Source organism: Pseudomonas sp. 51_B, from assembly GCF_017491595.1.
In the GTDB taxonomy this organism is placed as follows: Bacteria; Pseudomonadota; Gammaproteobacteria; order Pseudomonadales; family Pseudomonadaceae; genus Aquipseudomonas; species Aquipseudomonas promysalinigenes.
Genome location: NZ_JAFGYW010000006.1, coordinates 150,438 through 170,940 on the forward strand (window position 1 = coordinate 150,438; position 20,503 = coordinate 170,940).

A 20,503-nucleotide genomic window follows, 5' to 3' on the forward strand; every position below is an offset into this window, starting at 1 on the left:
CGCCCAGCCCGTCCGGCGAATCATTCAAGGAGTCGTGTGTGTCGAAGCCTGCATACAAACTCGGCGTACTCATGCTGAACACCCGTTTTCCGCGGCCCCTAGGCGATATCGGGCACCCGGGTTCGTTCACCGTCCCGGTTGAATTCCTGACGGTGCCATCTGCCACGCCCGGCACGGTGGTCAGCCGCCAGACCATCGCCCCGCACGTCGTTCAAGGCTTCATCGAGGGGGCACAAACACTCATCGAGCGCGGATGCAATGTGATCACCACCTCCTGCGGTTTCGCCTGCGCAATTCATGAGGAGCTGGAACAGGCGATTGCCGTGCCGTTTGTATCTTCCGCACTCAACTTGATTCCGACATTGGTCAAGCAGTATGGCTGGCATACCACCCTGCCGGTAATTACTTACGATGGGCGTATATTATCCAAACAACATTTCGGTCGATTCTGGTCAAACAATGTCGTTATTCAAGGCATTGAAGGCGGGCAAGAATTGTACCCCGTCATCAAACATGATCGCCCAGCATTGAATACGCAATTGGCCGAGCTCGATGTACTGAACAGTGTCGCCACTGTGCTCGACACCTACCCATCGAGCAAGGCCATCGTATTCGAATGCACCAACTTGCCACCTTATCGTAACGCGGTGGAAAAACGCTTTGGCCTGCCGGTGTACGACATTTTCTCCGCGCTGGCCAGCGTAATGCCCGACCTGCAGTTGCACAACGCACGCTGAACGCGCCCTGTACCTTGCCCATCTGGAATCTGATATGAACGTTATGGTGTTGGGCGCCGGCATCGTCGGTGCCTGTACAGCGATCGAGCTTCTTAAAAGCGGAGCCCGAGTCACCCTCATCGATGCCGGTACACCCGGTGCAGAACAGGCCGCCAGCCATGGCAATGGCGCCTGGCTGAGCCCTGCCTCCATCGTGCCAATGTCCACACCTGGGCTATGGAAAAAGGTACCGGGCTACCTGATGGACAAAAGCGGCCCACTGACCATCAGGCTGTCATCCTTGCCCGGCCTGGCCCCCTGGCTGTGGCGCTTTACCCGCGCCGGCTCGACCCTGTCCAAGGTGGAGCAGACCGCCAGATCGCTCAACCGGCTGCTGCGCGACGCGCCCGACCGGCATGCGGCGCTGGCCCGCGAAGCGGGGCTTGATCACCTGATATGCCGCAACGGCCTGCTGTATGTGTACCCGGACAAGGCGGCATTCGACGCCGAGAGCCTGGCCTGGCGGCTACGCCGTATCAATGGCGTACGCTGGCAGGAATGGGACCAGCAGAAGATCCAGGAAAAAGTGCCGCAACTGGCAGGGAAATACCGCTTTGGCGCATGGGTCGAGGATGGAGCTCATTGCTTGAACCCTGGCGACTACGTGCGCGGCCTGGTCGAACACGCCATCAGCCTGGGTGCCGACTTCATCAGTGGCAGCGTGAGCCATATCGACGCCAAGGGGCAACTGACAGTCGCTGGCCGGATACTGTCGGCAGACAACATTGTGATTGCCTGCGGCATTGGCTCGGGCGAGTTGTGCAAAATGCTCGGCGATGACATACCGATGCGCAGTGAGCGGGGCTACAACATCGTGATCAAGGACCCCGGTTTCGAGCTACCGATACCGGTCATGCCCAGTGACGGCCGCATGGCCAACACCTCGACCAATGCCGGGCTGCGCTTTTCCGGCCAGGTCGAGCTGGCCGATGAGGCGGCGGCGCCCGACTGGCGACGCAGCGACATCCTGTTGCAGCACGCGGCCACGACTTATTCCGCCATCCAGGACACGGTGTTCGACCCGGCGCGGATGACACGTTGGATGGGCAAGCGCCCCTCGGTAGCCGATGGGCTCCCGGTGATCTCCAGGTCCCGCGCGTCAGCGCATATTTTCTACGCATTCGGCCATGGCCACATTGGCCTTGCATCGGCGCCGAAAACCGCGCAGTTACTGGTGGCGTTGATGATGGGCAAGGCTGACAGTGCAGGCTGCGACGATTACGCTGTCGAACGATTCTATTGAGCGCCCCGTGCAGGCGCATGCCCCACCGAAAACAACGTTTGTCATCAAAGGGCACCCAGAGAAAACGAAACGTTCGCAGGGAGCGAAGTCACAACAACAGAGGGTGCGATAACCCTGTAACTGCCTCGAAAATAAATCATCCAAACAACCGAGGGTCAGCAAATGAAGCTTCAATTCCAATCTTTCAGTGCGATGCTGGGCGCCGCCTTGATCCTGTTCGGCAGCGCCAGTCCGGCCTTTGCCGAAACCGAAACGTCTCTGGCCCGGGTGGAGCGGACCAAGACCTTGAGAGTTGGCACGGTCAACGGCGCCATCCCCTACTTCAACAAGAACCTGGTCACGGGCGAGTGGTCAGGCTTCGGGCCGGATTTCGCCAAGAACCTCGCTGACGAGATGGGCGTGAAGGTCCAGTACGTCGAAACCACCTGGGGCAATGCCGTACTGGACCTGCAGGCCAACAAGATCGACGTCATGTTCGGCATGGCCGCAACCCCCGCCCGCCGGGAAATGGTCAATTTCTCGAACCCGATCTTCCAGAACACCTACACCATGGTGTGCAAGAAAGGTTACCCGGAGAAAACCTGGGAGCAGTTCAATGCGCCGGACGCCAAGATTTCCGTCGATGTCGGCTCGTCCATGGACAACTTCGTGACCAGCATGCTGCCCAAGGCCAGCATCTCGCGACTGGAAAGCACCAGTGCAGCCACCATGGCGCTGCAGTCCGGGCGTGTGGACTGCCAGGTACTGGTGGTGCTGCTGGCACAACCGCTGCTGAAAAAAGTCCCTGACATCGGCACCATCCAGGTGCCAGAACCCGTGTTGGCGGCCCCCGTCACCATCGGCATGCAGAAGGAAACCGATACTGGATTCACCAACGTGGTGAACCGCTGGCTGGCAAAAGAACAGAAAAGCGGCGACGTCAGGCAGGTGGTGCTGGCCAACATGCAGAAACTGGCAGGTGTCGCGCCTGAGTCCTTCCCCGCTTCGGTCAAGTTCGAGTAGTCGTCATGCCTTCGTATATCTGGGATTTCACCTTCCTCTCCACCTACAGCTCGCTGTTGCTGACAGGGATCGGCTACACCCTGCTCTTCACCCTGATCTGCGTTGTCCTGGGCATGCTGATCGGTGTATTGACCGCTCTACCACGCCTGTCCAACAGCCTCTGGGTGTGCGCCCCGTTCCGGGCCTACGTGGAAGTCTTCCGCTGCACGCCGGTGCTGGTTCAGTTGGTGTGGTTCTACTATGCACTGCCGGTACTGACCGGCATCCAGATCTCGGCCACGACGGCCGCCATCTTGTGCCTGTCGCTCTACGGTGGCGCGTTCTACTCCGAGATTTTCCGCGGTGGCATCATCTCGGTGGATGAGGGGCAGACCGAGGCGGCCAAGGCCCTGGGCATGCGGCGCGGTCAGGTCATGCGGCGGGTGGTGCTGCCGCAGGCACTCAAACGGATGGTACCGCCATTGGTCAACCAGTCGATCATGCAGCTGAAGAACACCTCGTTGCTGTCGGTTCTGGCGCTGCCCGACCTGCTGTATCAGGGGCAGATCATTGCCCACGACTCTTACCGCCCGCTTGAGATCTACTCTGCGATCGCTGTCATCTACTTCATCATCCTTCTTCCGGCCACCATGCTGTCCAAGCGCCTTGAAACCCGCTTGACCCGCACTGCAGGAGCTTGAACATGACTTCGCCGATCATCAGCATCAATAACCTGAAGAAATCCTTCGGCCAACTGTCGGTGCTCAAGGATGTTTCCCTGGAGGTCAACAAGGCGGAAGTCGTCGCGCTCCTGGGGCCATCCGGCTCCGGGAAGTCCACCCTGCTTCGCTGCCTGAACCTGCTCACCGTACCGGATGGCGGCTCGATCCAGATCAACGACAACACCATGACCTTTACCAACGGCAAACACTCGAAGTTGCCCAAGGACAAAGCGCTTGCACAGTTCCGTGCCAATACCGGCATGGTCTTTCAGCAGTTCAACCTGTTCCCGCACATGAGCGTTCTGCGGAACGTCATGGAAGGGCCCGTGACTGTCAAGAAGATGCCCAAGGCTCAAGCCGAGGCCCTGGCCTTGAAACTGCTGGGCAAAGTCGGCCTGGCCGACCGCGCGGATTATTACCCGGACATGCTGTCGGGCGGCCAGAAACAACGGGTTGCGATCGCCCGGGCGCTGGCCATGGAGCCGGCCGTGATGCTGTTCGACGAAGCCACGTCCGCGCTGGACCCTGAACTGGTGGGAGAAGTACTGGGCGTCATGAAATCCCTCGCCAGCGAGGGCATGACCATGATTCTCGTCACCCATGAAATTGCCTTTGCCCGGGAAGTGGCAGATAAAGTCGTTTTCATGAGAGATGGCGTTGTGGTGGAAGCTGGGCCACCCTCGATCGTCATCGATAATCCCAAGTGTGATGCTACGCGTAGCTTCCTAAGCCACTTTTACGGTAACAACGCTTGATCCTTGAAGTATTCACGTAAATCTGGAAGCACTTTCACTGGGGTACTACTCCTGCGTGACCCATACCCCAGTGAGTGCGGCTTTCTCTAAGTGCTCGGAGATCCTTGCGATAAGGGCGATGGTGTCCACGTATTTTTAGGTGGACACCATCGCCCTTAATGCTGGGATTCTGAAGGTTTGTTGGCTGGCCGCTTACCGTACAGAGAGATCAGGTCTCCTTGGGCCATGATCTCCAGAGGCGTGCGCCCCTCAAAGAATGGATTGGCATTCTTGAACCCTGGAAAGCCCTTCACATTATCCTGGTTGCTGAACGCAGCTCTCAAGAATCCGTGGATACCTATCACCAGGCCAATCCGCTGCTGCTGATCCAAATCCAGTCTTTGTCCACATTCCTGACCCCGCGCAGCGCGGCGATAGGTCGATTGAGAGATTCGTAGGATGCTGCAAGCCTGCGCCGGTGTTGCTCGCCAGGCATTGATGATTCGAAGCGCGACCTTCAAGCCAACCGAACACTGCTCACCGCTGAGGCGCTGTCTGTTGATCATGATTTCAACTCCTACGCTTTTTAATGGGCTTACCGCTGAGCAAGCGGGTGATCAAAGCTACCGCCGTCCTTGTACCGGACTAGATCACTCCAAATCATTGGCGTTTTCCCAAAAACCGCTCGATGGCCTATTGCGGTAGTAAGCGTTTCCACCAAGAACAACGTTGAAGCCGGGAGGTCCCTGCCAATCTCGTGATACGCCAGTGGATCTGAGTAGGGCTTCCGGCTCTACGCCATTTTTTGCGAAGCCCTCCAAATCCCATTCGAAGAAGCTCACTAATACGTGAAATACCGGGTTTGCAACGCTGGAAACCACATGAAGGCTGCCAGTGTTAATCGGAAGGTTAAGTCTAACCATATCGTCAATAGCACAAATCAATCTCCTCAACCGGAAGTGCCAGACCGATTCCAAGAGAAGATCAACCTGCTCTAGAGCTAGGGGGAATTTGCGCTTACGGGTTGCGCAATGCCTCGGCAGATTGATAGGGAGTAGATTTTGTAAATTGGTAATGTTGACTCGCTTCTGTCCTCTCGAAATCCGATACATCTTCTCAGCCCCCTTAATCAAGATGGCAGCAAACTCTTCGTCACGAGGGTCAGTGGCGCTTTCAACCTCAATAGGCGCGGGCTTTGGCTTGCTGAGCTTCGCCATCAGCCACGACTTGTCGTTCTCGTAAAGCCACCGTGTCGCTTTATAGGCATTCTGCCAGAGATACTCCAAGTTGATGTCCGCCCGAACCGCCAGGAGGGTTTCAATTTTTTGACGGAACTGGGCCTCTTTGCCCACGAGTGGTTTACCTTGCAACCCGCGCAGCCTAGCACCTGCAATACTCTGAAGTACGCTTTCTTTCTTCAAGGCACTTTCAAACGCATCAACACTACCGAATAAGTGCAGCGCGATAATCATATGCCGTGCAAGAGGCATGTCCATTTGCCCATTGTGGGAAGTAAACCTTATCCATTGTTCATGTTTTCCCGCGGCGTAGGCGCTGCACATCTGCGACAAGGTTTGATCGCCATATGTATCACGAATGCTGTCGAACAGTTTTGCTGTTCCAGCAAACCTTCCGTGTATGAAGCCCCGTTTTTTGCATTGTCGTAAATAGCTGGAACACAAAGCATCACTACTCATCGGCGGTAAATTGCGCTGTAGCAATTCGTTTGCGAATTGGGCAAATTTCTTTTCAAGCTGAGTACCCTGACTCACCGACGCAAGAGTTAGCGTGCTCCAACCGCATACACACGGCTCAGAAAGGCTCGGTAGCATCCGATTCTTTCTGAAGAACGGGTGAGAGCATCGCGGGCATGCTTGCATCAACAGGTCACCGTGACGCCAACAGACGGACACACCAGGCAAGTGATGCGAGCGATGCCAGTACGCATAACCCAATTCGAGAAGGTCCTGCTGAACGCAGGTTGGACAGAGTTTTGCCTTGCAGTGGACCGTCCCCTCCCTGCGGGGAATTCGGGCTACTCCAGTGAAGCTGTAACCTGTCGAAGGCCCTTCCGCCCTTTCACTGATCCCCAAAAATGGTCGGTAAGCGGGAAAGGTAGTGTTGGCGCAGATCAGCTCGTCAAGATTGCTTGCTGTGACACCTGGAAGCCTGGCAGCAAGCACCTCAATCTTCTTCGGGAGCATACCGACGTTGAAGGGATTCGAGCCAAACAGATCGCGAAAGGTCTCCCCTACGGTTCTGTTACCTGAAAGGAAGTGGTAGCGCGTGATACGAGAGTGCAGCATCTCGTCAGGCATCGACATGGGAAAAAATAGTAGATCAGACATCGGTTACCGACTTACAAGGTAGGGCTCGGAAAGGACGCACATCCAGTGATCGGCATACTTGTAACACACGAAATCCTGTATCGGGGTCAGGACTTTTGAAAATTTACACAAAGCACGACTTCAATTACCACTAACACTTTGACACATTTGCAAGCTATATCCAGGTCAGTATCTATCCTATACAAATCACGTATACATCAGTAACTACGGGGGGGACACGGGAATCCACCATTCCAAGATACCCTCACACCTTTCGCAAAAGTACGCCTGTAGAAACGAACAAGAAGGCTGGCAGGGCGATTTTGCTGCCTATTTGCTGAGCGAGCCGTTGATGTTCGGCTTTTATGGAGTGTTCGTGCCGACAGCTCTGGTGCTCGCGATCAAGCCCCCCGAACTGTTCGCGTTACTGCCCGTCGCACTCTGTGCTGCTGCCAATTCTCGAACTGGCCTGTTCGAGCAAGCAGCGCAACTAGAGCCGTTCGCCATCCTCACACTGTCGACCGCCGCCCTGGCGCCTCTGCTCGGTTTGGCGCTGTTCTGGGCTCCATTGCCGTTCAAAGTCTTACCTGTCACACAGTGGAGTTATTGGTTCTACCCCGGCCACTTGGTGGCGTTGCTGGATATTCGCAACTTGCTTTGGCTGCTGGCTTTACCTCTATGGCTGGCATCCTCAGGGTCAAGAACATCAGCGCTGAAGGACCTGCGGTCTGCCTTAGTGGCAGTGGCGCTCGCCCGTTTTGTGATTGGTGTGACAACCCTTGGAGTCGGTACCGCCGCTGTGTGCGAAGGCAACAACCGAGGAGAACGACAGGACTGCGGCGATCACGAGGGAAATGATTTTCATCAGGCTACTCCATGTTCAGTGTTGTAGTGGCAAATTGCCTCATCAATCATATGACCAAGAGCATCCTGATAACAATCGTAATGGCGGCGAAGCCGATGAAAAGGATTACCGCTCTAAATCGGAAGCGGCGGCTCGTGGCTGTCGCCTTCGACCCTGATCTGACGATAAGGGTGCTTCCAAAAAACAGACCACTATTATTCCTCACGAATCATCTCTGGCCTGATGCAAGCAGTACGGTACAGCGCCGATCGAGTAAAGTTTCTCTGCTCATCCAACAGCTTCGCCTCGGCCCATAACAGGCGCCGAGCGCGAAATTGCCCGACGGACTCACAAGCTTGGTCCAACGCTATCCGGCAAAGGGGCAGCTTTGAGAGCTGTTTCTCGAAGCGAGCTTGGACATGCAGATCTCGCCCAACTCTTGTCCGCGAGATCCAGACAGGCCTTCCTGGTAAAGCACGAAGCCGTTGTGCACAACACCAGACCTGCTCGGCAAGTTTCGCGTCAATTGCGGTGAATCTGTCAGTGCTGTCCGGCCGCCTTGCATGGAGATTTCCGTTTTTAGCTATGCAATCCGAAAGCCATGCGCGGTCACATCGATACAGCCACGCGTAATCCCGGCATTGGTGTGCTGGCAGATGCCGATACTCATCCTCAAAGGATGTCCGGCGCTGCCGGCGTTGCCTCAGCAATCTCGCTTCTCTCCATGTGTTAGGGCCAAGTTTTACTGCGCGAATGACCCGGTACACATAAACCTGAGATACACCCACTGCATCGGCGATCTGCCGTGCTTCGCTCCCCGCAAGAGCCAGCTTCCGAATCTCTGCCGGCAAGCCATCCAATCCCTCGACTACGGGCTGAGATCGTATCGCTTGGGAAGGCCAGGCAACAAATGGTGATGGTCGCTCACGAGCAAGCTCTGATGGCTTCTCGATACAGGGGATGCGCGTCAGGTCTACCTCCAAAGCGCAGGCCAGAACGACGTACTTGAGTGGATGGTGGGTGCCTCTTGGTCGACGAAGCAGCTTGGTGACCCAGGTCGCAGGAAAAACTGCTGAGCAATCGCGAAGAATCGAGTACTCCCAGGCGACCGGGAGCGCTTTGAAAAAGCTGACCATGTGCGTACCCAAACGCCGCAAGTCTAACCGATGCGCTGCACCAGTCGTGAGATCCAGGTATGCAGCGCCTTGCAGAAGGTTATCGCGCACTACATCAGCTTGAAGAGAACAAGGCTGCAGGCCCAGCAGCCGCTGTGAACTCAATGCTATCTGCCGCAGCCGTGGTAGGGTCTCCTCGGAAGCATCGAGCTGGATCGCATGGGCTTGCACGCCGTCATCGTCAGGAAGATTGAGCTGACGTGAATTGCGGCTGCTCCAACTAGGGTCCACAACTTTCAGAAGAGTGCCATGATGGGGACATACCAACACACCAGGAAGCTGGTGAGCTCGGTGCCAGTAGGCGGCACCAACTCGGCGGATGTCTTCTTCAAGGCACTCAGAACAGAACCGGGCTCTCGAAGCCCACTCGATTCGGCTGGCATTGACGCCCAACTTGACCATCAGTCTTTTGCTATCCCCAGCCATCGAGGCTTGAGCAAACTGCAACTGATTGATGGTGAGGAAGGGTGCGTAGTAAGGCAGCAGAGTATGACGCGCGATGATTTGAGACACCGAGAAGCAGCCGCCACAAGGGAGTGCCTCGACCAAATCACCCAATCGACTTGGAAACGCTACGTTCTGGGTGAACGAGGCAGCAGCTCTCTCCCCAATGAACGCTGCTTTGCCACTACTTCCGCCGCAAAGCCGGGCATAGCGGGAGAGGACACTGTGAAGTGTCTCGTCGGGAAAAGCCGTTGGGAAGAAATGGAATTTCAGCTCCATTTCGCCACCTTCGAATCATGGTTTGTGGTAAGCCGGCGAAAACTCAAAGAGATCCATGGTTATCCAACCCGCTGACTTGAGCGCTGCTATGGTGTCAGGCATCTCATTCAGTGCCTTCGCTTGCGATGCCTCCACAGCAACAACTGCAGGTGCAGCGGAAGCTGCGGGTGTACTTGGAGCAGCAGATGAAGGTGAGGCCGCAGGCTTCGTTGGCGACGTCACTCCTCGGAGGAGGGCAAGCCGGTCAGCTCTTGAGAGCCCATCAAACGACATCATGTCGATCAACTGATCCTCGATGGGAAGTAAGTCATCGAACTGGCGCATACGAGCAGGATCCCGGCTGCGCAGAGCTGAAAGCGCTGGCTTGAGGATTTGCATCTTGGCATTGCTCACCTTGATGATCGCTTCGGCAGTTAGGCATTCGGAACCACTTTGAATGGCATAGCGCTGGCTCAGCACGAGCAGTTTCACCAAGAAGTCTGTTACGCCTTGGGTGTGCTCGTACAACGCGTCGAAGATTTCAGGGGTCAGTTCAGTCGTCTGCTTACACCACTGATAGCTCCAGAGGTTTTCAACCAGGAACTGCCACTCCTCATCATCCTTTTCGAACCGTTTGAATTCGACGGTACTCCCACTGCGTCGGGCAACACGCATGACGTCCGAAAACAAACTGATCATCGAATTCGTGCCGATGAACACAACGGGGATGCCGATGTTATTCACAAGGTGGAGGAAGAAGTTCAGCATGCTTTCCTTACCTCCTGTTTTTGCTAGGTGGAGGTTTTGCAGCTCATCTATAAGCAAGGCGCCAATGAAGAAAGTACTGGCTACCTGCTCCATCTGCTGCAGCGCATCGTTGATATTCCGGTGCCGGTGGCGCTTGTGATAATCCTGGTCGCCGAGCGCTTGCCCGACGGCGTGGAAAAACTGCTGGCAAAACCCAGCCAGCGATCCATCGCGCGGGCAATCCAATTTGAGCCAAGTGATCTGGGTGTGGATAAATTGGTTGTCCTCATAGCGCTCATGTCGAATCGTCTGCGGGTAGAGGCTCAGAATGGCGTGGAGCGCTGTGGACTTACCAATACCACTCAGACCTACAACGCTGAAGGAGTCGGCCGTCGATTTGAAAGAGTCATGATATCGCTGGGCCCCCGACAACGAATGCAGGTGCCTGACCGTGTCAGGTGAGGTTGGATTGCGTCCAACGTATCCGCGGCGAACCAGTAGGGAGAACATGGACTCCAGTTCCAAATGCAGCAGGAACGGCTGTACGACAGTCTTCAGTCGCTCAATACAGTGAATGCGTGTGGCTCCGTCGAGCTCAAGCTCTTCAGGCGTTACTGGCTGGGGATAATTCGATATCAACTCGATCGCCGCCGCTTCCGAGAGGATTGGCGGCAAGGCCTCGATCAACGGGTTTCCCGAATATTCAGATATAGTCTGCTTGGAGTAGCTCGCGAAAATTCGTGCGCCTTTCATTTGCTCTGTCCCGGACGACGTCTTCTGAGCAGATCGATGACCTGCGCGCTGCGGGGGCCAGCATACGAGTCGTGTGCAATGGTCGGGGCTTCCACTGCGGGTTGGGGCTCTGCTCGAACACCCTCTGGGACAGTGGCGTTTTCACGCTCCCGCTGGCGCTCCTCAGAACGGTTCTCGCGGATGTTGGCCACCGCTTCAGACTTGCTACTCGCAGGAGGCTCAAGCTTGCGCTCGGCCCTGGCGGTGCTGATGATGTGCTCCACGGTGTCGACCAAGCCTACACGGCTTTCCAGCTCCGCACGTTTATGAGCGGGTGGCGTTTGCCGATACGCTTCCAGTAGATCGTAGATCTCGTCGCAGCGATAACCGGCGTACTTCGCATCCGACTGTCGAAGATCGCAGCGCAGAAACTGCTTGTTCTCACCCTGGATCCAGATATGAGCGGCAGAGTTCGGATCGAACCGGCAATCAATCGACCACACGCCATTGCGGCGAGCTTTGGCAAACCAGTTTTCTTGGATCGCAAACTCACATACATAGTGCATCCCGCGGAACATCACGCCGCCTTTCTGCACCGTGGCTCGTTCGCGAGGCAACAGATGGAGATAGATTAAATCGTCAGGCCGGTTGTTGGGCTGGATCAGATCATTCTCCGAGGCCCACGACCATATGCCCATCGGGGTAGGTTCGACGCCATCCTGCATCATCGCTTGGGTAAGACGTTCAGGCTGTCGATGATAACGGTTGTAGTGCAAGACGCACTCGATGACGATCTGGGTAAACTCCTTTAGGTTTAAAGTGGCGTCGAGTCGATAATCTCGCTCGCCCCGCTCCTTATCCCGTGCGGCCACACCGCCCGGTAACCACCTGACACCGGTTAAATCATTGAGGATCCCGAACCGGCTTTCGACCATGGGCTTCCAATCTGGACGGTACGGAGGCGCCGTGCCCATCTCGATGCCCAAACCAGTTGCCAGTCCTTCCGCTGCCAAAGACAACATCTCACCTCGATCGGCGTAAATGTTCTGCGGCAGGTGATGACAGTCCCAATCCTCAGAAGTGATAGCGACGCCGTTCTGAGCGCAAAAATCCACCTTGGAGGTGAATGCGTTGAACAATGCCTGCCGCGCACCATTCCAGCTCGGCCCCTCTAGACCAACATACAGGCCAACAATCATCCCCGAGTAGCTGTCCACAACGATGTAGACCACAGGCCTGCCAATCAGCATCCGCCGGGAATAACTGTTGACCAAGTAGATGTCAGCAATCGTTGCGTCAATCTCGAATTGGTGACAAGGGCCCCGGAGCCAATCGCGAACGGTGCCGGATAGCGGACGACAATCCTTGAGCCACTTCGTCAAACCCTTACGCCCGCGATCAGTCTCGATTTCGTCAAAAAATATCTTGCCCCAGTAATCGAACTGATTGTAATTGGGTATTTCCGAATCTGGCAGTAAGCGAATAGGATTTGCTGCGTTTTTAGAAAGGTCTTTTACGGAGTAGAATCTCTTAAGCATCTTTTCATAAGCGATACGGATCGAGGGCGCCTTATCGTTAACATAAAGTGCGTAACCAACCCGAATACACCGCTTATCGACGACACTTAGCAACTTGGAAGGCGAGACCAGCTCTCCTTGAAACTTTGGTTTAGGACCGGGTCTTCTATCCTGCGTGTAATTCCTGTTCGCAACACCCACCGCTGAATAGTTTTTCAGGAGTGCATTTTTCACCTGGCCATAAAACCAGTACCTATACAAAAGCCGATAAATAGTCTTTCGCTGCATGCCTAGCTCAGCTGCTCGGACTCCAACGAGGCGCCCCATCTCACCACGAACAAAAATCTGTCCTGGATAGGCTCGGTCCAGAAGCGGCGCAATCACCGCCCACTTTTCATCTCTATCGCGCTTGGTGCTTTCATCGAGATCACATTCCAGGACTAGGAGAAATTCGGGAACGCCCGTAACGACGGACTTGGTGTCGCCGGTCTCCAGCGAGAGCTTGAGTTCATCAAGCCCCAATGGGTAGGGCTTTCTTGCTGGCTCGACCAGATCTATCACGATAGCTGCGTCGTGCTCTTCATCTATATGAAGGACCCTGGCTAAGGTAGTAAGCACCGAATTTTCTGTGACGGGTTCGAATACGTCATTGATAGAAATACTCATAACGATCTCTCACCTAATGTGTTCAGGTCAGAAGAGCAAACAACCTTGAAATCAGGCAGCGGCGACTTGAGATGCAAGGGGGCCTTACTTAAATCAATCAGAATTACTTTGCGCCAGATCAGGTTGAAGAAAATATCCCTAGCATCGCCATAGGCTATTCCTAACCGTGTAGCAATTCTTCTTAGACATTCAGACGTGGCCCATGGGTAAGCTTTGCTAGATTCTAGAAGCTCAAGGAAGTCAGCATGAAGTGCCGAACTCGTTAGCGCACGGGGAAGTTTCGCATACCGCCTGAGAAGTCCAAGATTTTTAATCAGGTCCGGCGTAAACATTTCCTCAGTAATAATGGCCCAGTCCACTCCCTGGCTCATCCAGAATCGTCTCTCGATTTCTAATTTTTCCAGTGTCCGAAGCGAATTAAGGTCTTGCTGATACTTAATTGTCCTAGCTACGGACTTAAAGTCTCCGTTTGGCTGCCTAACGGTCAGTAAGAAGTCTGTCGTCATTACCAGCGGCAGGGCAGTAGATTTGTATCTGGGATAACGGACGCCAATCGCCTTTGCGATGGCTTGAGTCCTCTCCTCAGGCAGCAACGGGTATTGCTCCCGGATGTCCACTACATCTTCAGAAAACTCGCAGACCAAGAGGTAGGCTCGTTCGAGATCGGACAAAAGATGATGTATGCGCTCGATTTTAACGCCTGGAATTTTGTGGGAGCGCCCCATCGAAGGGACATCCTGGACACGTAACCAAGGCACGTAACCAACTCCGGCGCCGGATCCAAATCCGTTGGCAGCGTGCCGTTCAATATCCTGCTTTGACGCAAACCTACGACCGCGCAACTCCTACCTCCTCAGTCCAACCGGAGTGCTTCACCTGATACTCAAAAAATAGTCATAGGAAAATATGCTCCATTCGGCGGCATCGTCGAAGGGACTTCCAGACTACTCTCGCAGCCAAGCAAAGCGGCGCCTCCGGACCAACGGCTTTGCCCAGAAACGGCAAACCCCCGTAAATACGGGGGTTTGCGCGTTGTGTCAAACTTTAATAGCTTGTGTCAAACTTTAACCTTATGTGTCAATCTTTAATCCGCGCAGCCAAATTGATCCTGAACATTATGCGCCCTACTCCACCGTCACCGACTTCGCCAAGTTACGCGGCTGGTCAACATCGGTCCCTTTGAGCACCGCAACATAGTACGAAAGCAACTGCAGCGGAATGGTGTAAAGAATCGGCGCCAGTTCATCGACGATGTGCGGCACTTTGATCACATGGGTGCCTTCGCCATTACTCATCCCGGCGTTCTCATCCGCGAACACCACCAACTCGCCACCACGGGCACGCACTTCCTGCAGGTTGGACTTTAACTTTTCCAGCAGCTCGTTGTTCGGCGCCACAGTGACCACTGGCATGTCGTTATCCACAAGCGCCAGCGGGCCGTGCTTGAGCTCGCCTGCTGGGTAGGCTTCAGCATGGATGTAAGAGATTTCCTTGAGCTTCAGCGCACCCTCCATGGCCACCGGGTATTGCGCGCCACGGCCGAGGAACAGGGTGTGGTGCTTGTCGGCGAACAGCTCGGCGGTTTTCTCTACGGTGCTGTCCATGGCCAAGGCTTCGCCCAGGCGCGCAGGCAGGCGGCGGAGTTCTTCCACCAGCCCAGCTTCTACGCCAGCTTCGAGGGTGCCACGCACTTGGCCAAGGGCCAGGGTCAGCAGCATCAGCGAGACCAGCTGAGTGGTGAATGCCTTGGTCGAGGCCACGCCGATTTCCGGGCCGGCCAGGGTCAGCAGGGTGAGGTCCGACTCGCGAACCAGCGAGCTGATACCCACGTTGCAGATCGCCAGGCTACCGAGGAAACCCAGTTCCTTGGCATTGCGCAGGGCGGCCAGGGTGTCGGCGGTTTCGCCGGACTGGGAGATGGAGACGAACAGGGTATCAGGCTGCACCACCACCTTGCGGTAGCGGAACTCGCTAGCCACTTCAACTTGGCATGGGATACCGGCCAGGCTTTCGAGCCAGTAACGAGCAACCATGCCTGCATGGTAGCTGGTACCACAGGCGACGATCTGCACGTTGCGAACCTTGGCGAACAGCTGCTCGGCCTGCGGGCCGAAAGCCTGAACCATCACGTGGTCCTTGCCCAGGCGGCCTTCGAGCGTGCGCTGCACCACGGTTGGCTGCTCGTGGATTTCTTTGAGCATGAAGTGGCGGTATGCGCCCTTGTCGGCGGCTTCGGCGCCTTCGTGGTACTGCACGGTCTCACGTTGTACCGGCAAGCCGCTCTGGTCCCAGATCTTCACCTGGTCGCGGCGGATCTCGGCGATATCGCCCTCCTCCAGATACATGAAGCGGTCGGTGACCTGGCGCAGGGCCAATTGGTCGGACGCGAGGAAGTTTTCCCCATGGCCTAGGCCGATCACCAGCGGGCTGCCACTGCGTGCGGCCACCAGGCGATCAGGTTGCTTGATGCTGATCAGGGCCAGGCCGTAGGCGCCATGCAGGCGCTTGACCGCAGCTTTTAGGGCCTCGGCGATGTCCGGGTTGCTCTTGAGCGTGTGGTGGATCAGGTGAACGATGACCTCGGTATCGGTCTGCGAGCTGAACACATAGCCCAGCGCTTTGAGCTCTTCGCGTAGCTCTTCGTGATTTTCGATGATGCCGTTATGGACAACCGCCACTTCACTGTTGGAGAAATGCGGGTGAGCATTACCCTCGGTCGGTGCGCCATGAGTAGCCCAGCGGGTGTGGGCGATACCCAGCTGGCCATTGAGCGGCTCGGCAGCTACCGCGGCTTCCAATTCAGCGACTTTGCCGATGCGGCGGCGGCGCTGCAGCTCGCCCTGCTTGGTATACACGGCCAAGCCGGCACTGTCGTACCCGCGGTACTCAAGACGCTTGAGGCCTTCGATGAGAATGGCTGTGATGTTGCGCTCGGCTACGGCCCCAACGATTCCACACATAGTTATTGCTCCTGGCTGATCGCGGCGCAGATCAGGTTGATGCCGCGAGCTTGAATTCGTTCACGCGCCGCTGCGGGCAGGCGTTCGTCTGTAATAAGGGTATGCACGCTGCCCCAAGGCAGCTCGAGGTTGGGGATTTTGCGCCCGACCTTATCGGACTCAACCATCACGATCACTTCACGGGCAACTTCCGCCATCACTCGGCTCAAGCCGAGCAGCTCGTTGAACGTGGTAGTACCTCGCTGCAGGTCGATGCCATCGGCACCAATGAACAGCTGGTCGAAATCGTAGGAGCGCAGTACCTGCTCTGCGACCTGGCCCTGAAACGATTCTGAATGCGGGTCCCAGGTGCCGCCGGTCATCAGCAGCACCGGCTCGTGCTCCAGTTCGCTGATGGCGCGGGCGACGTTCAACGAGTTGGTCATCACCACCAAGCCGGGTTGACGTCCCAGTTCAGGAATCATGGCGGCGGTGGTGCTACCGCTGTCGATGATGATGCGGGCGTGTTCGCGAATTCGGGCGACCGCTGCGCGGGCGATGGCTTTTTTGTAAGCCGACACCGGTTGGGCGGTTTCCACGAGCATCTCCTGGGGTACGGGAACGGCTCCACCGTAACGGCGAAGCAGCAGGCCATTGGCCTCCAAGGCCGCGAGGTCTTTGCGGATGGTCACTTCAGAAGTTTCGAATCGCCGTGCCAGAGCATCCACACTCACCTCACCCTGTTCGTTGAGCAAGGCAAGGATATTGTGACGACGCTGAGGAGTGTTACGTTTCGACATGAGCGCTTAAGTTTCGATTCGAAAGATAATGATCGCAATCAAAACCTAAGATCGTGGCGCCGTCAAGCTGTGGATAAGTTTATTCCGACGAATCGGCCCCGTAGGTGCAGATTTTATCCTTGAATGCTGGCCTGCCGATGCAATGTGAGGCTCATCGCGGATAAATCCGCTTCTTCAAGAATCACGACAACAAAAAAGCCGACTTATTCACATAAGTCGGCTTCTTATCGAACCCGCTGTGTATAACTCAGCCCTTCACGATCTTCTCGGGACGTTTCCAGCCATCGATATTGCGTTGGCGGGCGCGAGCGACGGCCAACTGGCCTGCTTCGACGTTCTGAGTAACAGTCGAACCGGCGGCGGTCGTCGCACCACTCTTGATATCCACAGGCGCGACCAGCGAGTTGTTGGAGCCGATGAATACGTCCTCGCCCATCACGGTCTTGAACTTGTTGGCGCCATCGTAGTTGCAGGTGATAGTGCCTGCGCCGATATTGGTACGTGCCCCCACCTCGGCGTCGCCCAGGTAGGTCAGGTGCCCAGCTTTGGCGCCCTCACCGAGATGGGCATTTTTCAATTCGACGAAGTTACCCACATGGGCTTTGGCATCCAGTACGCTACCCGGGCGCAGGCGGGCGAACGGGCCGGCATCGCTACCCTCGCCCATCACCGCACCGTCCAGATGAGAGTTGGCCTTGATGATCGCGCCCTTGCGCAGGGTGCTGTCCTTGATCACGCAGTTCGGGCCGATCTGTACGTCGTCTTCGATGACAACCTTGCCCTCAAGAATAACGTTGATGTCGATCAGCACATCGCGGCCCACTGTGACCTGGCCACGGACATCGAAGCGTGCGGGGTCGCGCAGGGTCACACCCTGAGCCATCAGCCGGCGGCCCTCACGCAGTTGATAGTGACGCTCAAGCTCCGACAACTGGCGACGGTCATTGGCGCCCTGCACTTCCATGGGGTCGTGGGGCTGCTCGGTGGCGACCACCAGCCCATCGGCCACAGCCATAGCGATGACGTCAGTAAGGTAGTACTCGCCCTGGGCGTTGTTGTTCGACAGCCGGCTCATCCAGTCGGCCAGGCGCGCCGCTGGGAGGGCCAGGATACCGGTATTGCCTTCCTTGATCGCCTTCTGCTCTTCACTGGCATCTTTGTGCTCGACGATAGCGGTAACCTCGCCTTCGTCGTTGCGCACGATGCGGCCATAGCCTGTGGGGTCCTGCAGAGTGACGGTGAGCAGGCCTAGCTGCTTATCGCTGACCTTGGCCAGCAGACGCTGCAGGGTTTCCACTTCTATAAGCGGCACGTCACCGTAGAGCACCAGCACTGTGTCGGCCGTAATCGCCGGCAACGCTTGAGCAACAGCATGGCCAGTACCCAGCTGTTTGTCCTGCATGACGAAATTCAGGTCATCGGCGGCCAAACGCTCACGCACCTGCTCGGCGCCGTGCCCGATCACCACGTGGATGCCTTGAGGCTGGAGCAGGCGCGCACTGTGGATAACGTGGCCGAGCATGGAGTTACCGGCAACAGGGTGCAGCACCTTGGGCAGCGCCGAGCGCATGCGGGTGCCTTGGCCGGCGGCAAGAATAACGATATCGAGGGACATTGACTGGCTACCAATCCTGGGCGATCAGGGGCGTGACCTGAGAAGAAATTCAGAAAAAGAAAAAGGGTAGCCGAGGCTACCCTTTAACTCAATCGCAACGGAAGTAAGCGGCTTGGCCGGATTACTTGCCTTTGCGCAATTGCTGGACGGTTCGCAGTTGAGCTGCAGCCTCGGCCAGGCGTGCGGCGGCAGCACCGTAGTCGAAGTCCGAGCTTTTCGCGTTCAGGGCGTTCTCAGCAGCCTTGAGGGCTTCCTGAGCCTGAGCTTCGTCCAGGTCGGCAGCGCGCTGCACGGTGTCGGCAAGAACCTTGACCATGTTTGGCTGCACTTCGAGGAAGCCACCGGAGATGTAAAACACCTCACGATCGCCACCTTGCTTGGTCAGCGTGATCGGACCAGGCTTGAGATTGGTGATCAGCGGGGCGTGGCCTGGAGCGATACCAAGATCGCCCAGGTTGCCGTGCGCTACTACCATCTCGACCAGGCCGGAGAAGATTTCTCCTTCCGCGCTGACGATATCGCAATGGACTGTCATAGCCATCTGCTTGCCTCAACCTGATTAGCGCCCCTTGCGGGGCGCCGGGATTACAGTTTCTTGGCTTTCTCGATCGCTTCGTCGATGCTGCCGACCATGTAGAACGCTTGTTCTGGCAGGTGGTCGTAGTCACCTTTGAGGATGCCGCTGAAGCCAGCGATGGTGTCTTTCAGGGAAACGTACTTGCCTGGCGAGCCGGTGAAGACCTCGGCCACGAAGAACGGCTGCGACAGGAAGCGCTGGATCTTACGAGCGCGGGCTACCAGTTGCTTGTCGGCTTCGGACAGTTCGTCCATACCCAGAATGGCGATGATGTCTTTCAGCTCTTTATAGCGCTGCAGAACATACTGAACGCCACGAGCGGTCTCGTAGTGCTCGGTGCCGATCACGTTCGGGTCCAGCTGGCGCGAAGTCGAGTCCAGTGGGTCGACCGCTGGGTAGATACCCAGGGAGGCGATGTCACGGGACAGAACGACGGTGGCGTCCAAGTGGGCGAAGGTGGTCGCAGGCGACGGGTCGGTCAAGTCGTCCGCAGGTACGTATACGGCCTGAACGGAGGTGATCGAACCTTCCTTGGTGGAGGTGATGCGCTCTTGCAGAACGCCCATCTCTTCAGCCAGGGTCGGCTGGTAACCTACTGCCGAAGGCATACGGCCCAGCAGTGCGGATACTTCGGTACCGGCCAGGGTGTAACGATAGATGTTGTCGACGAACAGCAGAACGTCGTTACCTTCGTCACGGAACTTCTCAGCCATGGTCAGGCCGGTCAGCGCTACGCGCAGACGGTTTCCTGGTGGCTCGTTCATCTGACCGTAGACCAGCGCTACCTTGTCGAGAACGTTGGAGTCCTTCATCTCGTGGTAGAAGTCGTTACCCTCACGAGTACGCTCACCCACACCAGCGAACACGGAGTAACCGCTGTGTTCCATGGCGATGTTACGGATCAGTTCCATCATGTTTACGGTCTTGCCGACACCGGCACCACCGAACAGACCAACCTTACCACCCTTGGCGAACGGGCAAACCAGGTCGATAACCTTGATGCCGGTTTCCAGCAGGTCGTTGCCGCCTGCCTGGTCAGCGAACGAAGGCGCTGGCTGGTGGATACCGCGACGCTCTTCTTCGCCGATTGGGCCGGCTTCGTCGATTGGGTTGCCCAGTACGTCCATGATGCGGCCCAGGGTGGCCTTACCAACAGGAACGGAAATGGCAGCGCCGGAGTCGACGACATCCAGACCGCGCTTGAGGCCTTCGGTCGAGCCCATCGCAATGGTACGAACCACACCGTCGCCCAGCTGCTGCTGAACTTCCAGGGTGGTTTCCGCGCCTTGTACTTTCAGCGCGTTGTAAACACTCGGTACCGCGTCACGTGGGAATTCCACGTCGATGACGGCGCCGATGATTTGAACGATACGTCCGCTACTCATAGCTGGATCCTCTGAATTTTT

Annotated in this window: 17 protein-coding genes; 5 read left to right on the forward strand and 12 right to left on the reverse strand. The window is 56.5% G+C overall.

Translation table 11 applies throughout. The features are described from left to right. Positions 1 to 38: 38 nt before the first annotated feature. The 5 genes from J5M56_RS10065 (at position 39) to J5M56_RS10085 (ending at position 4,477) form a co-directional block, all read left to right on the forward strand. Positions 39 to 737 carry an aspartate/glutamate racemase family protein gene (locus tag J5M56_RS10065; protein WP_207936699.1) on the forward strand — a complete coding sequence of 233 codons (699 nt, stop codon included), beginning with the start codon at positions 39 to 41 and terminating at the stop codon, positions 735 to 737. Between the two features lie 34 nt (positions 738 to 771). Beyond that, entirely contained in the window at positions 772 to 2,019 is a 1,248-nt protein-coding gene (locus J5M56_RS10070) for an FAD-dependent oxidoreductase (protein ID WP_207936700.1), read from the forward strand. Positions 2,020 to 2,181: 162 nt separating this feature from the next. Continuing rightward, a complete protein-coding gene (locus J5M56_RS10075; RefSeq protein ID WP_207936701.1) occupies positions 2,182 to 3,021 on the forward strand; it encodes a transporter substrate-binding domain-containing protein in 840 nt (279 codons plus the stop codon). Positions 3,022 to 3,026: 5 nt separating this feature from the next. Beyond that, positions 3,027 to 3,701, forward strand: a complete 675-nt coding sequence (locus tag J5M56_RS10080; RefSeq protein ID WP_207936702.1) for an amino acid ABC transporter permease — start codon at positions 3,027 to 3,029, stop codon at positions 3,699 to 3,701. Positions 3,702 to 3,703: 2 nt separating this feature from the next. Then, complete coding sequence (locus J5M56_RS10085) at positions 3,704 to 4,477, forward strand: amino acid ABC transporter ATP-binding protein (RefSeq protein WP_243430662.1); 774 nt, start codon at positions 3,704 to 3,706, stop codon at positions 4,475 to 4,477. A gap of 155 nt (positions 4,478 to 4,632) precedes the next feature. On the opposite strand, the gene J5M56_RS10090 is transcribed toward J5M56_RS10085, so the two are convergent. The 12 genes from J5M56_RS10090 to atpD form a co-directional block, all read right to left on the reverse strand. After that, the gene (locus J5M56_RS10090) at positions 4,633 to 5,022 is read right to left on the reverse strand and encodes an antitoxin Xre-like helix-turn-helix domain-containing protein (RefSeq protein ID WP_207936703.1); all 390 of its coding nucleotides are present in this window, start codon (positions 5,020 to 5,022) and stop codon (positions 4,633 to 4,635) included. 84 nt (positions 5,023 to 5,106) lie between these two features. Then, positions 5,107 to 6,804 (reverse strand): TnsD family Tn7-like transposition protein, encoded by a 1,698-nt coding sequence (locus J5M56_RS10095; RefSeq protein ID WP_207936704.1) that lies wholly within the window; start codon positions 6,802 to 6,804, stop codon positions 5,107 to 5,109. 712 nt (positions 6,805 to 7,516) lie between these two features. Then, positions 7,517 to 7,648, reverse strand: a complete 132-nt coding sequence (locus J5M56_RS27245; RefSeq protein WP_207936705.1) for a YHYH domain-containing protein — start codon at positions 7,646 to 7,648, stop codon at positions 7,517 to 7,519. A gap of 194 nt (positions 7,649 to 7,842) precedes the next feature. Further along, complete coding sequence (locus J5M56_RS10110) at positions 7,843 to 9,525, reverse strand: TnsD family Tn7-like transposition protein (RefSeq protein WP_207936708.1); 1,683 nt, start codon at positions 9,523 to 9,525, stop codon at positions 7,843 to 7,845. Between the two features lie 15 nt (positions 9,526 to 9,540). Next, positions 9,541 to 11,004, reverse strand: coding sequence for an ATP-binding protein (locus J5M56_RS10115; RefSeq protein WP_207936710.1), 1,464 nt, complete (start codon positions 11,002 to 11,004; stop codon positions 9,541 to 9,543). After that, complete coding sequence (locus J5M56_RS10120) at positions 11,001 to 13,166, reverse strand: Mu transposase C-terminal domain-containing protein (RefSeq protein ID WP_207936712.1); 2,166 nt, start codon at positions 13,164 to 13,166, stop codon at positions 11,001 to 11,003. The genes J5M56_RS10115 and J5M56_RS10120 overlap by 4 nt, the downstream gene beginning before the upstream one ends. Further along, positions 13,163 to 14,008 carry a TnsA endonuclease N-terminal domain-containing protein gene (locus tag J5M56_RS10125; protein WP_207936714.1) on the reverse strand — a complete coding sequence of 282 codons (846 nt, stop codon included), beginning with the start codon at positions 14,006 to 14,008 and terminating at the stop codon, positions 13,163 to 13,165. The genes J5M56_RS10120 and J5M56_RS10125 overlap by 4 nt, the downstream gene beginning before the upstream one ends. A 282-nt stretch (positions 14,009 to 14,290) precedes the next feature. After that, positions 14,291 to 16,126: a glutamine--fructose-6-phosphate transaminase (isomerizing) gene (glmS, locus tag J5M56_RS10130; RefSeq protein ID WP_207936716.1), complete on the reverse strand. Its 1,836-nt coding sequence runs from the start codon at positions 16,124 to 16,126 to the stop codon at positions 14,291 to 14,293. Between the two features lie 2 nt (positions 16,127 to 16,128). Continuing rightward, positions 16,129 to 16,905, reverse strand: coding sequence for a DeoR family transcriptional regulator (locus tag J5M56_RS10135; RefSeq protein ID WP_207936718.1), 777 nt, complete (start codon positions 16,903 to 16,905; stop codon positions 16,129 to 16,131). Positions 16,906 to 17,152: 247 nt separating this feature from the next. Continuing rightward, entirely contained in the window at positions 17,153 to 18,520 is a 1,368-nt protein-coding gene (glmU, locus tag J5M56_RS10140; RefSeq protein WP_207936720.1) for a bifunctional UDP-N-acetylglucosamine diphosphorylase/glucosamine-1-phosphate N-acetyltransferase GlmU, read from the reverse strand. 121 nt (positions 18,521 to 18,641) lie between these two features. Continuing rightward, positions 18,642 to 19,061 carry a F0F1 ATP synthase subunit epsilon gene (locus tag J5M56_RS10145; RefSeq protein ID WP_011536500.1) on the reverse strand — a complete coding sequence of 140 codons (420 nt, stop codon included), beginning with the start codon at positions 19,059 to 19,061 and terminating at the stop codon, positions 18,642 to 18,644. Between the two features lie 44 nt (positions 19,062 to 19,105). Further along, positions 19,106 to 20,482 (reverse strand): F0F1 ATP synthase subunit beta, encoded by a 1,377-nt coding sequence (gene atpD, locus J5M56_RS10150; protein WP_060477641.1) that lies wholly within the window; start codon positions 20,480 to 20,482, stop codon positions 19,106 to 19,108. Positions 20,483 to 20,503 lie beyond the last annotated feature (21 nt).

Coding starts and splice junctions, on each gene's coding strand:
- J5M56_RS10070 (WP_207936700.1), top strand. CDS start 772: ATGAACGTTATGGTGTTGGGCGCCGGCATCGTCGGTGCCTGTACAGCG.
- J5M56_RS10075 (WP_207936701.1), top strand. CDS start 2,182: ATGAAGCTTCAATTCCAATCTTTCAGTGCGATGCTGGGCGCCGCCTTG.
- J5M56_RS10080 (WP_207936702.1), top strand. CDS start 3,027: ATGCCTTCGTATATCTGGGATTTCACCTTCCTCTCCACCTACAGCTCG.
- J5M56_RS10085 (WP_243430662.1), top strand. CDS start 3,704: ATGACTTCGCCGATCATCAGCATCAATAACCTGAAGAAATCCTTCGGC.
- J5M56_RS10090 (WP_207936703.1), bottom strand. CDS start 5,022: ATGATCAACAGACAGCGCCTCAGCGGTGAGCAGTGTTCGGTTGGCTTG.
- J5M56_RS10095 (WP_207936704.1), bottom strand. CDS start 6,804: ATGTCTGATCTACTATTTTTTCCCATGTCGATGCCTGACGAGATGCTG.
- J5M56_RS27245 (WP_207936705.1), bottom strand. CDS start 7,648: ATGAAAATCATTTCCCTCGTGATCGCCGCAGTCCTGTCGTTCTCCTCG.
- J5M56_RS10110 (WP_207936708.1), bottom strand. CDS start 9,525: ATGGAGCTGAAATTCCATTTCTTCCCAACGGCTTTTCCCGACGAGACA.
- J5M56_RS10115 (WP_207936710.1), bottom strand. CDS start 11,004: ATGAAAGGCGCACGAATTTTCGCGAGCTACTCCAAGCAGACTATATCT.
- J5M56_RS10120 (WP_207936712.1), bottom strand. CDS start 13,166: ATGAGTATTTCTATCAATGACGTATTCGAACCCGTCACAGAAAATTCG.
- glmS (WP_207936716.1), bottom strand. CDS start 16,126: ATGTGTGGAATCGTTGGGGCCGTAGCCGAGCGCAACATCACAGCCATT.
- J5M56_RS10135 (WP_207936718.1), bottom strand. CDS start 16,905: ATGTCGAAACGTAACACTCCTCAGCGTCGTCACAATATCCTTGCCTTG.
- glmU (WP_207936720.1), bottom strand. CDS start 18,520: ATGTCCCTCGATATCGTTATTCTTGCCGCCGGCCAAGGCACCCGCATG.
- J5M56_RS10145 (WP_011536500.1), bottom strand. CDS start 19,061: ATGGCTATGACAGTCCATTGCGATATCGTCAGCGCGGAAGGAGAAATC.
- atpD (WP_060477641.1), bottom strand. CDS start 20,482: ATGAGTAGCGGACGTATCGTTCAAATCATCGGCGCCGTCATCGACGTG.